We start from the raw sequence: 14,194 nt of genomic DNA, 5'->3' as shown, positions 1-14,194 counted from the left end.
GAAGGTTGGTGTCCGCGGCGCCAGCACAGCCGGGCGGCGGGCGGCGGGCGGCGGGCGGCGGGCGGCGGGCGGCGGGCGGCGGGCGGCGATGATCCGCTCGTAGTATGTGTATCGCAGTGCTACGACGAAGCCGTGCGGACTGCCCATCCGGTTAACCAGGGGATCGCCACAGCATTTGCGTTCGTGTGACACTCCATGTGCCCAAGAATGCTGCGCCGCAGCGAAGGAATCATCTGGGCCGATGACAATGACGACCGCAACCAAGTCCCCGACGAAGACCCGAACCAAGGTGCCAGCCAGCAGAGGCGCTGCTGGTGTGTCCGCCATGGCGCTGCAGGCGTCGGCGGGTCATGGCGTGCTTCGTCTTAGCGATCCCGCGTTGAAGCCTAATATTGACAAACTCAAGGACAAGCTTCGCAGTGATCCAAAGTTCGCGCTCGCAACGCTGCAGAGCGCGGGTATCGCCACAACCGGCGGGAAGCTGAGCAAGCGGTTCAAGGGCTGAGTTCTTAGGCTTGGCTGTATGTGGGATCTGTATAAGTTCCAGCCGAGTTTTGTCCTCGGCTTCCATGGTTGCGACAAGACAGTCGCCGAGCGCGTGCTAGCCGGAGCCGGGAAGCAGCACCTCAAGAAGAGCACCAACCCTTACGACTGGCTAGGCAACGGCATCTACTTCTGGGAATCCAGCCCGCAGCGGGCGATGGAATGGGCGAAGTTCGTTCGCGACAACCCGTCGGTTTCGAGCGGAAAAATCGAGGACCCCGCAGTAGTGGGCGCGATCATCGATCTTGGCTACTGCGGCATGCTTCACGATCGCGCCTTCCTGGAAGAGCTACGCGAAGCTCACAACCTCTTGATCGATGCCCTTTCATCCGCCAACGTTTCAGTGCCGGCGAACCAGGGAGGCCCAGACAAAGCCCGTCGCCTCCTGGACTGTGCAGTGATTGAGTACCTGCATACCGTCCGCGAAGCGCAGAACTTGGACAAGTACGACACCATCCGATCGGTGTTCAGCGAAGGCGGCAGTCTGTATCCTGGGACTACGTTCACAGAGAAGAGCCACATCCAGCTCGTCGTCCGCGACGAGCGGTGCATCCGCGGATACTTTCGCCCGATCCCGGACTAGGCGGACTTCCGCTCGACTCGGGCGACGTGAGCCGCCGCCGCGCTCACATCAGTCACAGGCCGCATGCGGACGTCTTTCTGATCTGCAAGCGCTTCGACTTGAGCCAGAACTTGGCGCCGCACCGGGTGGCGATGGTCTCCCACGAGAACCAGCTCGAACGCCCCGGGACGCTCCTCTGGCAGTAGGCCGATGACCTTTGGTCGCTGATCCACGAAGCGGCGAAGAGCTTGAAGTTCGTAGAGTTTGCCGAACGCCCGCTCCGCACTCCCTTCGATGCCCCGCTGGCTCTCGGTCAACTGCATGAAGTAGCACGCCAGGTTCTGTCCAAGGAAGTCGACGCGAAGCGGTTGCCCGTTGTCGACGATGTTCAGTGGCCTGTTGAACCTCGGCACCAAGTACTCCGTGCGTGGGTTGCCTTTCACCTGCTGCCTAACTCGACGAACGATGTTCGACGCTCGTTGCTGCGCGGGCAACGCATAGGCGCTTATCAGCTGATGCAGCGCGCTCTGCTCCTGAAGCAGGAATGCCGCAGCAGCATCAACGCTTTGAGCAGTGAAAGCATCCTCGCGCACGAGTTCAGCCGTCTCGAACGGTGGAACCCATGGCTTCGCATTCATGGTCGCCCAGTGCTCCGCCAACGACCTGCACATCGCCTGCGCCAAGGTCGACATGGCAACGCCAGCGCCGCCAAAAGCATGCTCGGCCTTCTCTGCATCCAGTGCAGAACGAACGTGAACCGAACCATCGGTCAGTTGGAGCACCACACCCGCCGTGAGACGCTCGCTAGAGACTAGGCCAGGGCTGAACTGAATCAGCGCCCGTCGCCCGCTCACTCGCCCTGATTCTGCAAGTTCAATTGTGGGTGTCCCAAGCGGCTGCACAGTAGTGAATGGGTGATGAGAAGTCGGTTTCGAACGAATTCCAGTAACTGGGTCCGTTCACGCTTTGTGTGCCAACGTCGCACACCCGTCGCGGCAAGTGCGTCCTCAAGATCGAGGGCGAGCGTGCTGTCATTGAGCCAACGCTGAACCTGCTTCAAGTGGCCCGCGCGCGTCGCTAGCGGGAAACCCACTTCGATCAGCTGCGCCAGAACATTCGGGAACGCTTTCTGTTGGAGCGATTTCAATGACGAGACATCGGCCGCCTTCCCACCGAGGGCCTGCGCATGGTCTATAAGCCAGAGGTTCTGCGCGGCGAAGACTATGTTCCCCAAGTTCCGGTCGGGATTGGCCATCCACTCGTCGAATGCCGTCGTTGGCAGCAGGTGGCGCCATGTCATCACCAAGCGAAGCGCATGTTCACTGTCCTCTCGCAGGAGCTGCGCACAGCTGTCGCCACCGACCGAGGCACTAGCAAAGGCAAGCGTCTCTTCTGCTTGTTGATCGAGAAGTCGTGAAGACGGGAGGTCGCCTTTGCGAATTCTCACGATTAACGGTTCTGGCACTGGCAAGCCAATCGCACGGCCGATCACTGAACACACCAATTCAGCAACGATATGCCTCGCTGCGCCGATACGAATGTACAGAGGAACGTCGTCGTCCGAACCTACCTCGCTGTAGCCCGTCCCCACCCACAATTCGTCGCTGCGCCGACTCGCGTTTCGCCTCTTGACGCGAATCGCGCCCCGGTTGAGACGAAGAACGCGCACCGGAGCAAGACAGGGCTTCAAGACGGCCGGTTCTGGACCGAGATCACCGTCCATCAATGCTGACCGTCGGGTCACCCGTGGCACGCGGTCCTTGCGCTTGTTTTCTGGTTCACCGAGCACGTCGATTGCTTAGAGATACATGAATTTGCGATCCCACGCGTGCCGATGCGCGAGGCATCGAAAATCCACGGTGGGTCCAGCGGCATCAGACTCGGCACCGACTTTAGCCGAGCCATCACCGTACACCCTAAGGAACACGCCTAGCCGCCTCCGCGCCTCGCTTCCGAGGCATCGGCGCGGCCGCGCGACTGCCCGGCGCCCAGGAACTCTCGCTGAGACCAAGTACCTTGCCACTTTCCAAATTATCGAGAAGATCGGCCCACGCTTGGACCATCTGGCGCCTTTGGTTCAAGTGAGTAGCTCGGTCGTAGCTGCCGCCCAGCTCCTCGTCGGACACATGGGCAAGATGTCGCTCGATGACCTCACGATCCCAGCCTAGTAACTCGCGAATCAGCGTCCGCGCCGTGGCTCGAAAGCCATGGCCGGTGACCTGCTCTTTCGTGTCGTATCCGAGCGTGCGCAGCGCTGCGTTGATGGTGTTTTCGCTCATGTAGCGCGTAGATTCGGAGCGTTTGGCCATGCTTCGAAAGATCGGGCCAGTTGGTCCGGTCAGAGGCAAGAGATCGCGCAGGATCTCGATAGCCTGCGTGGGCAGCGGGACATAGTGAGCAGGCGTACGCGGATCACGCTTCATCCACTCGCGCATCTTCATCTTCTCAGCCGGACAACGCCAAAGCCTCTGCTCGAAGTCGATGTCTTCCCAATGCGCCAGACGCAATTGGCCAGGTCGCTGGAACAGCATCGGTGAGAGGCGCAGCGCAGCTCGGGTGATGACGTTGCCTTGATACGCCGCGATATCGCGTAGCAACTGCCCGAGCTTCGCCGGATCCGTGATCGCCGCGTAGTGGCGTGCTCGAGGGGCTGGCAGGCCGCCAGTGCGGTTGTTGACGAAGTTCTGGGCCGGCGGCAACGTACCGACGTCTACTGCGTATTGGTAGACGTGCAGAACTGCTTCTCGCACTCGCTGCGCCGTCTCCAAATGGCCGCGGTCCTTGATTCGGTGAAGGCAACGGACCAACTCTGTCGGGGCGACGGCTTCCATGGCCGATGAGCCGATCCACGGGAAGATATGGAGTTCCAGGTGCCGCATCACCTTCCCCGCATAGCCAGCGGACCACTGGCGGTCTTTCCAGGCCTGGGCATGCCAGGCGCGCGCGGTGAGTTCAAAGGTGTTGAGACGCGCCACGCGATCGCGCTCTTGCTCTTCGCGTCGCGCTAGCCGCGGGTCGACCCCGCCAGCCAGCTTTTCCGCCTCCGCACGCGACCGCTTACGCGCAGCCGCCAGGGACAGCGCCGGATAGTGCCCAAGGCTTAGCTTGGCTTCCTTGCCGTCACGCTTGTAGCGATAGACCCACACCTTGGCGGTTGGCCGTACGCGCAGGTACAGACCGTCGCCGTCGGCGAGCAGGTATTCGGTGTTGCGCGGCTGCGCAGCCTTGATCTGAAGCTCGTTGAGTTGCCCCATGGTGTACCCAAAATTGACTGCAGTTGAAAAGCAGTCTGGGGTACACCGATGGGTACACGCAATGACAAGACTTTGTGGGATCCTACGGCACCGCTTGAGCCGCCTTTTTCAGGCTAAGTCCTTGATGTTCAAGGGCTTTTTGGCTAACTTGGGACCGTCTGGAATGAAGCGATGGTGGCCTGGGGCGGAATCGAACCACCGACACGCGGATTTTCAATCCGCTGCTCTACCAACTGAGCTACCAGGCCTTGTCTTGCTCACCGAAACGACCATACGGCCGTTCAGCGAAGTCCGCGACTATAGCACACCGAAAACGGGCGCCAACCTAGTCGATGAAGCTTGGTGTCTTCGGGTCGAGCGCTGGGCCGCTCCCGAGCCGGCCCGCCTGGCGACGCTTGCGGCTCAATGCCGCAAACGGCGCCGTCCCCTCGGGGGCTGAGGCCGGACATGGTGAGTCCTGAGGACTCGCCATGCCTGCCGAAGCGTTGCGGGCTCAGGCCGCAGCGCGGTCCCGGTCAGACGCACACGCGTTCAGCGGCGTGCGGCTGGACGAGGGGCTCTATGTCACGCAGACCCACCCCGCTTGTTGCGGCTGAGGTCGACGCCCAGCTGCTTGAGCTTGCGGTAGAGATGGGTGCGCTCCAGGCCGGTCTTCTCGGCGACGCGGGTCATGGAGCCGTTTTCCTTGGCGAGGTGGAACTCGAAGTAGCTCTTCTCGAAGGCGTCGCGGGCCTCGCGCAGCGGGCGGTCAAGCTCGAAGCTCTGCTCGGACGCCAGCGAGTTGCCGGGCATGTGGCTGTTGCCGGAGATGCTGGCCGGCGCGGCCTGCATCGGGCTCATCTCGGGGCGGGCGTAGCTGGGCATGCCGGGGCTGGCGGGCGCGGGGCGCGGCGGTGCCGTCTTGACCAGGGCCTGCTCCACCGCGCGCAGCAACTTCTGCAGCGTGATGGGCTTTTCCAGGAAGGCGATGGCGCCGAACTTGGTGGCCTCGACCGCCGTGTCGATGGTGCCGTGACCGCTCATCATGATGACGGGCATGGTCAGCAGGCCGGCGCTGCCCCACTCCTTAAGCAGGGTGACGCCGTCGACGTCGGGCATCCAGATGTCGAGAAGCACAAGGTCGGGACGCATGCGCTCGCGCACCGCCCGCGCCTGGGTGGCGTTCTCGGCAAGCTCGATGGTGTGTCCCTCGTCGCTGAGGATTTCGGACAGCAGGGCTCGAATGCCCAGCTCGTCGTCGACAACAAGAATGGTGGCCATGAATCCTTAGGTCTTGGCGCCTTGCACACCGGGCTCGGTGGCGGCAACCAGATTCGAAAATGATAGCGAAACTTGCGCGCCGGTCACGAGACCCTCCTGACCGGTTTCAGGGGGAGAACCCGCATCGGAAGCGGGATGCAGGTTGCGCAGGGTGATGCGGGCCCCATGTTCGTCGGCGATTTTCTTCACGACAGCCAGGCCCAGACCGGTACCTTTGGCCTTGGTCGTCACATAGGGCTCGAAGGCGCGCTTGAGCACTTTCTCGGCGAAGCCGGGGCCGTTGTCGACGATGTGCAGGCGCACCGAGCGCGGCTTGCCGGTGTCGGTCAGTGACAGCGAGGAGCGCACGGTGACGTGGCCGTCGGCGCGGTCGTGCACGGCGTCCAGTGCGTTCTGCACGAGGTTGTGGATGACCTGGCGCAGCTGGCTGGCGTCGCCCTTGATGGCCGGCAGCTGCGGCGCCAGCTCGGCAGTCAAGCGGCCCTTGTCCTGGGGCTCGGCATACAGGCTGAGCACCTCGTGGATGAGGGCGTTCAGGTCCAGGGGCGTGAGCTGGGCCGAGGGCAGGCGGGCGTAGTCGCGGAACTCGTTGACGAGCTGCTTCATGGCCTGCACCTGGTTGACGATGGTGGCCACCGAGCGCACCAGCATGGCCTGGTCGGTGCCTTCCAGCTTGGCTTCGAGCTTGTGCTGCAGGCGCTCGGCCGACAGCTGGATGGGCGTCAAGGGGTTCTTGATCTCGTGGGCCAGGCGGCGGGCCACCTCGCTCCAGGCGGCCGAGCGCTGGGCGGAGACGACCTCGGAGATGTCGTCGAAGACGACCAGGCGGGCGCCATGCGGCAGGGGTGCGCCGCGCACCAGCAGGCTCAGCGGGTCCTGCTTGGGGTCGAGCTGGAGCTCGAAGGAGTCCTGCCAGAGCTCGCGATCCATGTCGCGCTCGCCCTCGGCGCTGAGGCTTTGCTCGAAGCGGCGGTCCAGCGAGGCGGAGAACTCGGCCAGGCCGGGGACGTCGGCCAGCGGGCGGCCCACATAGGCCGACAGCGGCAGGCGCAGGATGCGCGTCGCGCCGGGGTTGACGGTCTCGATGCAGGCGTCGGCATCGAAGACGAGAACGCCGGCAGTCAGGTTGTCGAGGATGGTCTGCAGGTGGGTGCGGGCGGCGTCCAGCTCGGCCACGGTGCGCGAAACCTGGGCGCGCGCATCGGCGAGCTGGCCGGTCATGTCGGCGAAGGAACGCGTCAGGCCGCCGAGCTCGTCGCGCGAGGCCAGCACCGGCCGCACCGAGAGATCGCCCTGGGCCACCTGGCGCACGCCATCGGCCAGCATCAGCAGCGGCCGCGCCAGCTGGTTGCCCAGGGCGACGGCCAGCAGCAGCGCCGCGAACACGGCCAGGATGAGCACCAGCGTCAGCGTGCCCAGATACATGCTGCGCAGGCCACCGCGCTCCAGCGAGCGCTGCTGGTACTCGCTGTTGGCCGTCTGCACGGCCAGCGCATTGGTCAGCATGCTGGGCGGGATGCGCTGCACGACCATCAGATAGCGTTCGCCCAGGCCCAGGCGCAGCTCGGTGCTGGGCAGCAGGGCCAGGGCGCGGATCTGGGCACCGCCCTGCAGGGCCGCAGCCTCGTCCTCCAGGCCTTCGAGCTGGCTGGCGACGGCGCCGCCGCGGGCCTGGCGCAGCATGGCGCCGCTGGGGCGGTCGGGCGTCAGCTGGCGGGTATCGCCACCGGTTTCCAGCAGGATCTGGCCATTGCCGCCGACGAGGGCGACGGTGCGGGCGCCGAGCTTGTCGCGCACGCGTTCCAGGCCGATCAGCTGGGGCGTGTTGCTCTCGGCGAGCTGGTCGGCGGCGTCACGCGTCTTGGTGCCGAGGTCGGCCACCAGGGCGTCCAGCGTGCCGCGGCCCAGGTTGAGGCCGGCCTCCAGCGCGCTGGCCAGCTTGACGTCGAACCAGGTCTCGATGCTGCGGTTCACGAACTGGTAGGAGACCGCGTAGATCATCACGCCCGGCACCACGCCGACCAGCGCGAAGATGCCGGCCAGCTTCAGCAGCAGCCGGCTGCCGAAGCGCCCGCGCCGCACCCGCACGACCAGGCGCACGGCGGCGGTCAGGATGACCAGCGTCAGCACGACGGCAACGCCGACATTGACCCAGTACAGCCAGTGGTAGTGCTTCTCGAAGAAGCGGCGGTCGGAGGTGGTGCCGACGATAAGCACGAAGGCCAGCACGCCGGCAACGCCGGTGAGGGTCACCAGGGTGATGACCCAGCCCCATCGAGCAACTTTAGTCATGGCCCCTCGCCCGGCGAATACACCGGTCGATTCCCCGAGGGGATGCAGGCCGGCTTGGCGCGGCCCTGCGCACGGCCTTGGTCATTTCAGTGAAAAGTCGGGCGCGAAATTGCGCTTCTGCTCGATGCTGAGGGCAAAGCCCGACTGCAGGCCGATCTGCATGGGGCGCGGCAGCTGGCTGACGTCGAGCTTGTAGCTGAACTCGAGGTAGTAGCTGCCGCTGTCCTCGATGTCCTTGGGCTCGGCGATATGCCAGGCGCTCTGGCCGCGCAGCACGGTCATGGCCTCTTCCAGCGTGGCGAAGCTCTGGTGCAGGCCGCCGTTGGAGACCCGGTACTGCCGGGTCAGCGGCTGCCAGGCCAGCCGCCAGGTGCGCTCGGCACGGGCGATGCGGGCGTCGCGCCAGTACCAGCGGTTGCGCAGCACGGCGGCCTCGACGACGAAATACAGGGGCACGCCCTTGTGCAGCGCGTCTTCGGCGGCATGGCTCAGCTCGAAATGAGTCGTGAAGCTGAGGTCCAGGCCGTCATCCGCCTTGCGCGTGGCCAGCTGCGACAGTTCGATGCCGTCGGCCCGCGCCGGCCCGGGAAGCAGGGCGAGCAGCGCGGCAAAGAAGGCGGCGATGGCGATCCGGGCGAACAAATCAGGAGCGGGTCAACAGGGCGTAGAAGAAGCCGTCCAGGGGCGGCTGGGGTTGCAGACCATTGTCAGCCAGGGGGAGCAGGTGGCCCGTGAACCCGGCCACGGCGTGGGAGATAGCGTCGGGATGGCGTTGCAAAAACGCGTCGAGCTGGGCCTGACCTTCGGCACGGAAGACCGAACAGGTCGCGTAGACGAGGCGGCCGCCCGGCGCCAGCAGCGGCCACAGGGCGTCCAGCAGCTCGGCCTGGATCTGGGCCAGGGCGCCGATGTCGTCGGGGCGGCGCAGCCAGCGCACGTCGGGATGGCGGCGCACGATGCCCGAGGCGCTGCAGGGGGCGTCGAGCAGGATGGCGTCGAAGGGTGATCCGTCCCACCAGGTGGCGGTCTGGCGGGCATCGGCCGCCTTGAGCGTGGCCTGCTGGCCGAGACGGTTGAGGTTGTCCTGCACGCGCGTCAGGCGCTGGGCGTCGGCATCCAAGGCCGTCAGCTGCAGGTCGGACTGCAACTCGAGCAGGTGGGCCGTCTTGCCGCCGGGGGCGGAGCAGGCGTCCAGCACGCGCGCGCCGGGCTTCAATCCGGCGCCCAGGGTCAGGGGCGCAGCGAGCTGGGCGGCGGCGTCCTGGACCGAGACCAGGCCCTCGGCAAAGCCAGGCAAGGCCGACACCGGCACGGGCTTGTCCAGCACGACGGCCTGAGGCGTGGGGGCGCCCAAGGCCCGTGCGGCGATGCCGGCGGCGGCCAGGCGCTCCACATACTCGGCCGCCGTGGCGCGCTGGGCGTGCACGCGCAGCGTCATCGGCGGCGGGCGGTTGTTGGCGGCCAGGATGGCCTGCCACTGCGACGGCCAGTCCTGGCGCAGCTTCTCTATCCACCAGGCGGGATGGTTGAAGGCGCCTTGCGGGCTGCGTTCGGCGGCCGCGACGATGGCTTCGCGCTCGCGCAGGAAGCGGCGCAGCACCGCGTTGATGAAGGCGGCGCTGGCCGGCGCGCGCTGCTTGGCGGCGTTGACGGCCTGGTCGACCAGGGTGTGATCGGTGTAGGCCGGCTCGGGGTCGGGCCAGAGCAGGGCCAGGGCGACCAGCAGCAGGGCATCGACGCGGGGCGGCGGCGCCTTGGGGGCCAGTTGCTGGCGGGCGGCCTCGGCCGCGCCCAGGCGGCGCAGCGCCGTGAAGGCCAGGGCCTGGGTGCCGGGGCGCAGATCAGCGGGCGCCTTGGCCAGCAGATCGGTCAGGGACTTGCCCTCGCGCACGCCCTGGACCGCGTCGGCGGCCTGGGAGAGCAGCCGGTGCAGCGGGGCGCTGTGACCGGTCGATTGGGGGCTTTGGGACATCGCGCCAGTGTAGGAGGACGCTTTCGGCCGAGAATCCGCGCCCATGAATGCCCCCGCCTCTGACGCCCCGGTTTCCGAACGCATCCGCTACCGCCTCGTGTCGGCCGGCTGCCGCCACCACGCCAACGACAACATCGCCGCCTACATCGAGCCCGGCGAGCTGGATGCGTTGCAGACCGAGGTGCAGGCCAAGATGCAGGAGGTGCTCAAAAGCCTCGTCATCGACACCGACAGCGACCACAACACCCAGGACACGGCCAAGCGCGTCGCCAAGATGTTCCTGCGCGAGGTCTTCGCCGGCCGCTATGCCGCGGCGCCTCCGGTCACCGAATTCCCGAACTTCAGCCGCCTCAACGAGCTGATGATCGTGGGGCCCATCACCGTGCGCAGCGCCTGCTCCCACCACCTCTGCCCCATCATGGGCAAGGTGTGGATCGGCCTGCTGCCCAACGAGCACTCCAACCTCATCGGGCTGTCGAAGTATGTGCGGCTGACCGACTGGATCATGAGCCGCCCGCAGATCCAGGAAGAGGCCGTCACGATGCTGGCCAACGAGTTGCAGGAACGCGTGCAGCCCGACGGACTGGCCCTGGTCATGGAAGCAGACCACTTCTGCATGCACTGGCGCGGCGTGAAGGACAGCGAGTCCAAGATGACCAACAGCGTCATGCGCGGCGCCTTCCTCAAGGACGCCAACCTGCGCCGCGAGTTCCTGTCCCTGATTTCCAAAGGCTGATCACCATGCTGGTTCGACTCATGTACGCCAGCCGCGCCACCGCGGCGCCCGCCGACGGCGACCTCGCCGCCATCCTCAAGGCCTCGCGCGAGCACAACCCGGCGGAAGGCATCACCGGCCTGCTGTGCTTCACCGATGGCGTCTTCGTGCAGGTGCTCGAAGGCGGCCGCAATGCCGTCAACGCACGCTACAAGCGCATCGTCGAGGACACCCGCCACCGCGACGTGATCCTGCTGGGCTACGAAGAAATCGCCGAGCGCGCCTTCGCCGGTTGGACCATGGGCCAGGTCAATCTGCACCGCTTGAACCCGGCCCTGCTTCTGAAGTATTCCGAGACCGGCAAGCTCGACCCCTACGCCATGAGCGGTGCGGCGATGAGCGCGCTGTTCCGCGAGATGTGCGACTCGGGCGCGATCGCGGTCAGCTAAGGCAGCAGCCCCGCGACGTCATCCCAGGCTTCGGGCGCGATGCGCCCGGCGTGGCGCGCGACGATGGCGCCCTTGGTGTCGATGACCAGCGTCAACGGCACGGCCGCAGGTGCCGCCAGCGGCGCCGCGAACTTCAGGTCACCCGCCCACAGCGCCGGCATGGCCGGGCCGTTCTTCTCGATTTGCTTCAAGGTCTGCAGATAGGCCAAGGCCGCCGTGCGATCGCGGTCGGTGCTGATCAGCACCAGCTCGAACGGCTTGCCGCGCCAGCCGGCCGCGTTGGCGCGCAACTCCGGCATCTTCTGGATGCAGGGCGCGCAGTCGGTGTTCCAGAAGAACAGCATGACGACCTTGCCGCGCAGGGCATCGAGGCTGAAGGGCTGGCCGTCCAGGGTGTTGCCATTCAGTGTGGCCGGCTGGGCCGTGGCTGACAGGCTGAGGGAGACCAGAAGGGTGGCGAGCAGGGTGCGCATGAGGCGCAGTCGCGCCAGCCCCGTCCGGCCTTACAGCGAGCGCGCCTCGCCAAAACCGTAGAGATTCGCCAGCACCCGCGTCGGGAACTGGTGCAGGGCCTCGTTGTATTGCGACACGGCCTGGTTGAAGACCTGGCGGGCAAAGGCACGCTGGCGTTCGATGAGCTTCAACTCACTGACCAGACCGTCGATCTCGGTCTCGCTGCGCAGCTCGGCCTGATGGTCCAGCAGGGACAGCAGGCGCGTCAGCGCCGCCGCATGCAGGGCGCTGGCGACGGCCAGGGTGCCGACAGGGTCGGGCGCCCAGGGCTTGGCGCGCGAGGCGGTCGCCGCTGACTGGGATTCGGCCTGAGCGCTGGTGAGTGCGTCAAACGTCGCCTGCTCGCTGGGCAGGCGCGGCGCGACGGCGGCCAACAACTTGTCGCAGACCTCGCTGCGGTCCTTCAGATGGGCGTCGAGTTGCACAAAGGCTTCGCCGATGACATTGCGCAGCGACATCAGGCGGTTGTAGGCGCCCACGCCCCAGAAGAACAGCAGCGCCGCGGCGGCGATGCCGAACCACTGCCAGGCGGTCATGCCTGGTCCCGGTACTGCGCGAAGCCGCGGGCACGCAGCTCGCAGGCCGGGCAGCGGCCGCAGCCATGGCCCCAGGCATGCAACTCGCCGCGCTCGCCGAGGTAGCAGGTGTGGGTGTCCTCGACGATGAGCTTGACCAGGCCGGCGCCGCCCAGGCTCTCGGCCAGGCGCCAGGTGGCGGCCTTGTCGATGAACATCAGTGGCGTCTCCAGCGTCATGGGAGAGTCCAGTCCCAGGCTGAGGGCCACCTGCAGGGCCTTCATGGTGTTGTCGCGGCAGTCGGGGTAGCCGGAGAAATCGGTCTCGCACATGCCGCCGACCAGCACGCTCGCGCCGCGGCGATAGGCCAGCGTCGCTGCAAAGGTCAGGAAGAGCAGGTTGCGGCCGGGGACGAAGGTGTTGGGCAGGCCGTTGGCCTGCAGCTCGATGGCGCGCTCGCTGGTCAGGGCGGTGTCGCTGATCTGGCCGAGCAGGGACAGGTCCAGCAGATGGTCAGCGCCAAGCTTGCCGGCCCAGGCCGGGAACTGGGCCGCGATCTGGGCACGCACGGTGTTGCGGCAGTCCAACTCGATGCGGTGGCGCTGGCCGTAGTCGAAGGCCAGGGTCTCGACCTCGGCATAACGGTCCAGGGCCCAGGCCAGGCAGGTGGTGGAGTCCTGGCCGCCGGAAAACAGCACCAGGGCCTTGCGGTTGTCGGTCATGGGCGGGATGCTACCCGGGCAGCCCCCCGTATCGAGGCGCGCAGCTAGGGGCTGGCGACCAGAAGTTCGAGTTCCTCGTCCCCGTTCTTGTCGAAGCGGCCGGTCGATTTCCAGCCCTGCTGACGATAGAAGCTGTAGGAGCGCACGGAGGGGTCGGGTGAGCAGCCCAGGAAGAGGCGACGATGGCCCGCTTCGACGAGGGCACCCACCACCAGGTTCAGCAGGCGCTTGCCAAGGCCCTGGCCTTCACAGGCCGGCAGCAGGGCCAGCACGACGACCTCACCCGTGGACTTGTCACCGAAGCAGTAGCCGACGAGGGTGCCCTGGTCGTCGATGCAGACAAAACCGGGTAGCTCACCGGAGGCAACTGCAGCGGACCAGGACTCGGCCGTGATGCCCATGGCCGCCAACTGCGCGACCGAGATGGCGTTCTCGCGCGTGAGGCCGCGCAGGGTCACGCAGGCAGCGGCGTCAGCGGGGGTGGCAGCGCGACAGTACAAGGGCGCCCGACGGGATCTACTGGACCAGCGCCAGCGACTGCAACACGGCCTCCACCCGCTTCTCGCTGCCGGGCTGGTAGGGGTAGTGCGAGACATGCAGGTCCATGCACAGGCCGTTGCGGGCGAAATAGGCGTGGCCGTCGGCCGCCTTCTGCTTGGCGCCCTGCAAGGTGGCTTCCATGACACTGCTGACGAACAGCGCCGCATCGCCGCCATAGAGCTTGACGTCGCTGAACTGGATGGGCGCGTCCTGCGTCTTCTTCCAATAGGTGCTGCGGCATTCCTCGTTGCTGCCGCTGCCGGCGGTTTCCGAGAACAGGCTGATGGTGATGCCCGAGCTGCCACCGCTGGCCATGTACTTGAAGCGCCGGCCCTCGCCCTGGCCCTGGCCCTGGATGCGCGTCAGCGCCGGCGTGTCCAGCTTCAGACTGAAGGCTTCGCCGGGGACGGTGATGTAGAGAGGATCGGCGTGGGCGAAGACGGGGAGCAGCAGCAGCGCGAGCAGGGGCTTCATCGTGATGGGCTGAGTTGGACTGATCAGTGCTGGCGCAGGATACGCGAGCGAATCGGTTCGGGCAGCTCTTGCGAAGAGCCTCTGTGCTCGGTGTATTGAGTCGCTGGGGCGACGGCGAGGGTGGTGGCAGTGGTCGCGTCGCCCGAGCGACGCTGTATTTGGCATTCTCGTGAGCCCGGCGTGCAGCCGCGCGTTCAGCGGCCCGCTGTTGCGATGCGTGGTGCTCTCCATAGGGTCAGCAGCGAGAGCGGAGCGGGTCGCCTCTTCCCTCTCTACAAGCGGCTGTTGCCATGCGCAGGGAAGGCCTGTGGTGCTGGTGTGAACTCAGCGCCTCTTCTTTGGTGACTTTCTTCTGGCGCCGCAGAAGAAAGTTACCCGGCCGC

At 66.2% G+C, this 14,194-nt stretch carries 16 protein-coding genes and 1 tRNA gene; 4 read left to right on the top strand and 13 right to left on the bottom strand.

The window, feature by feature from the left end:
• The first annotated feature begins 247 nt into the window (after nucleotides 1-247).
• Both ACS5PN_RS17075 and ACS5PN_RS17070 read left to right on the top strand, forming a co-directional pair.
• Entirely contained in the window at nucleotides 248-505 is a 258-nt protein-coding gene (locus ACS5PN_RS17075) for a hypothetical protein (protein ID WP_439465176.1), read from the top strand.
• A gap of 18 nt (nucleotides 506-523) precedes the next feature.
• Nucleotides 524-1,126: a hypothetical protein gene (locus tag ACS5PN_RS17070; protein ID WP_439465175.1), complete on the top strand. Its 603-nt coding sequence runs from the start codon at nucleotides 524-526 to the stop codon at nucleotides 1,124-1,126.
• Here ACS5PN_RS17070 and ACS5PN_RS17065 read toward each other — a convergent pair.
• The 8 genes from ACS5PN_RS17065 to rsmB form a co-directional block, all read right to left on the bottom strand.
• On the bottom strand, nucleotides 1,123-1,887 hold the full coding sequence (locus ACS5PN_RS17065) for a hypothetical protein (RefSeq protein ID WP_439465174.1): 765 nt from the start codon (nucleotides 1,885-1,887) through the stop codon (nucleotides 1,123-1,125). The two genes, ACS5PN_RS17070 and ACS5PN_RS17065, sit on opposite strands and share 4 nt — an antisense overlap.
• A gap of 68 nt (nucleotides 1,888-1,955) precedes the next feature.
• Complete coding sequence (locus ACS5PN_RS17060) at nucleotides 1,956-2,894, bottom strand: HipA family kinase (protein ID WP_439465173.1); 939 nt, start codon at nucleotides 2,892-2,894, stop codon at nucleotides 1,956-1,958.
• A gap of 127 nt (nucleotides 2,895-3,021) precedes the next feature.
• Entirely contained in the window at nucleotides 3,022-4,359 is a 1,338-nt protein-coding gene (locus ACS5PN_RS17055; protein ID WP_439465172.1) for a tyrosine-type recombinase/integrase, read from the bottom strand.
• A gap of 172 nt (nucleotides 4,360-4,531) precedes the next feature.
• Nucleotides 4,532-4,607, bottom strand: a tRNA-Phe gene (locus ACS5PN_RS17050).
• Between the two features lie 316 nt (nucleotides 4,608-4,923).
• Entirely contained in the window at nucleotides 4,924-5,619 is a 696-nt protein-coding gene (locus tag ACS5PN_RS17045; protein WP_439465171.1) for a response regulator, read from the bottom strand.
• A 6-nt stretch (nucleotides 5,620-5,625) separates the two neighbouring features.
• Nucleotides 5,626-7,911 (bottom strand): ATP-binding protein, encoded by a 2,286-nt coding sequence (locus ACS5PN_RS17040; protein ID WP_439465170.1) that lies wholly within the window; start codon nucleotides 7,909-7,911, stop codon nucleotides 5,626-5,628.
• A gap of 81 nt (nucleotides 7,912-7,992) precedes the next feature.
• Nucleotides 7,993-8,553 (bottom strand): DUF4390 domain-containing protein, encoded by a 561-nt coding sequence (locus ACS5PN_RS17035; protein WP_439465169.1) that lies wholly within the window; start codon nucleotides 8,551-8,553, stop codon nucleotides 7,993-7,995.
• Nucleotide 8,554: 1 nt separating this feature from the next.
• A complete protein-coding gene (rsmB, locus tag ACS5PN_RS17030) occupies nucleotides 8,555-9,883 on the bottom strand; it encodes a 16S rRNA (cytosine(967)-C(5))-methyltransferase RsmB (protein ID WP_439465168.1) in 1,329 nt (442 codons plus the stop codon).
• A 43-nt stretch (nucleotides 9,884-9,926) separates the two neighbouring features.
• On the opposite strand from rsmB, the gene folE reads away from it, so the two are divergent.
• Together folE and ACS5PN_RS17020 are read left to right on the top strand one after the other, a co-directional pair.
• Nucleotides 9,927-10,619 (top strand): GTP cyclohydrolase I, encoded by a 693-nt coding sequence (gene folE, locus ACS5PN_RS17025; RefSeq protein WP_439465167.1) that lies wholly within the window; start codon nucleotides 9,927-9,929, stop codon nucleotides 10,617-10,619.
• A gap of 5 nt (nucleotides 10,620-10,624) precedes the next feature.
• Nucleotides 10,625-11,047, top strand: a complete 423-nt coding sequence (locus tag ACS5PN_RS17020; protein WP_439465166.1) for a BLUF domain-containing protein — start codon at nucleotides 10,625-10,627, stop codon at nucleotides 11,045-11,047.
• Here ACS5PN_RS17020 and ACS5PN_RS17015 read toward each other — a convergent pair.
• Genes ACS5PN_RS17015 through ACS5PN_RS16995 form a run of 5 tightly spaced genes read right to left on the bottom strand, consistent with a single transcriptional unit; the run spans nucleotide 11,044 to nucleotide 13,811 of the window.
• A complete protein-coding gene (locus ACS5PN_RS17015; protein WP_439465165.1) occupies nucleotides 11,044-11,520 on the bottom strand; it encodes a TlpA family protein disulfide reductase in 477 nt (158 codons plus the stop codon). The genes ACS5PN_RS17020 and ACS5PN_RS17015 overlap by 4 nt on opposite strands.
• Nucleotides 11,521-11,550: 30 nt before the next feature.
• Nucleotides 11,551-12,096 (bottom strand): LemA family protein, encoded by a 546-nt coding sequence (locus ACS5PN_RS17010; protein ID WP_439465164.1) that lies wholly within the window; start codon nucleotides 12,094-12,096, stop codon nucleotides 11,551-11,553.
• Entirely contained in the window at nucleotides 12,093-12,797 is a 705-nt protein-coding gene (gene queC / locus ACS5PN_RS17005; RefSeq protein ID WP_439465163.1) for a 7-cyano-7-deazaguanine synthase QueC, read from the bottom strand. The genes ACS5PN_RS17010 and queC overlap by 4 nt, the downstream gene beginning before the upstream one ends.
• Before the next feature lie 44 nt (nucleotides 12,798-12,841).
• A complete protein-coding gene (locus tag ACS5PN_RS17000; RefSeq protein WP_439465162.1) occupies nucleotides 12,842-13,255 on the bottom strand; it encodes a GNAT family N-acetyltransferase in 414 nt (137 codons plus the stop codon).
• A 58-nt stretch (nucleotides 13,256-13,313) separates the two neighbouring features.
• A complete protein-coding gene (locus tag ACS5PN_RS16995) occupies nucleotides 13,314-13,811 on the bottom strand; it encodes a hypothetical protein (RefSeq protein WP_439465161.1) in 498 nt (165 codons plus the stop codon).
• Nucleotides 13,812-14,194: the final 383 nt, after the last annotated feature.

It is taken from the genome of Roseateles sp. NT4, assembly GCF_051857475.1.
Taxonomy (GTDB): domain Bacteria; phylum Pseudomonadota; class Gammaproteobacteria; order Burkholderiales; family Burkholderiaceae_C; genus Pelomonas.
This window is presented reverse-complemented; position numbering and strand designations above follow the sequence as displayed.

Bases quoted from the DNA above. Each gene is read 5' to 3' on its own strand.
- ACS5PN_RS17075 (WP_439465176.1), top strand. From the start codon at position 248: ATGACGACCGCAACCAAGTCCCCGACGAAGACCCGAACCAAGGTGCCA.
- ACS5PN_RS17070 (WP_439465175.1), top strand. From the start codon at position 524: ATGTGGGATCTGTATAAGTTCCAGCCGAGTTTTGTCCTCGGCTTCCAT.
- ACS5PN_RS17055 (WP_439465172.1), bottom strand. From the start codon at position 4,359: ATGGGGCAACTCAACGAGCTTCAGATCAAGGCTGCGCAGCCGCGCAAC.
- ACS5PN_RS17045 (WP_439465171.1), bottom strand. From the start codon at position 5,619: ATGGCCACCATTCTTGTTGTCGACGACGAGCTGGGCATTCGAGCCCTG.
- ACS5PN_RS17040 (WP_439465170.1), bottom strand. From the start codon at position 7,911: ATGACTAAAGTTGCTCGATGGGGCTGGGTCATCACCCTGGTGACCCTC.
- rsmB (WP_439465168.1), bottom strand. From the start codon at position 9,883: ATGTCCCAAAGCCCCCAATCGACCGGTCACAGCGCCCCGCTGCACCGG.
- folE (WP_439465167.1), top strand. From the start codon at position 9,927: ATGAATGCCCCCGCCTCTGACGCCCCGGTTTCCGAACGCATCCGCTAC.
- ACS5PN_RS17020 (WP_439465166.1), top strand. From the start codon at position 10,625: ATGCTGGTTCGACTCATGTACGCCAGCCGCGCCACCGCGGCGCCCGCC.
- ACS5PN_RS17015 (WP_439465165.1), bottom strand. From the start codon at position 11,520: ATGCGCACCCTGCTCGCCACCCTTCTGGTCTCCCTCAGCCTGTCAGCC.
- ACS5PN_RS17010 (WP_439465164.1), bottom strand. From the start codon at position 12,096: ATGACCGCCTGGCAGTGGTTCGGCATCGCCGCCGCGGCGCTGCTGTTC.
- queC (WP_439465163.1), bottom strand. From the start codon at position 12,797: ATGACCGACAACCGCAAGGCCCTGGTGCTGTTTTCCGGCGGCCAGGAC.
- ACS5PN_RS16995 (WP_439465161.1), bottom strand. From the start codon at position 13,811: ATGAAGCCCCTGCTCGCGCTGCTGCTGCTCCCCGTCTTCGCCCACGCC.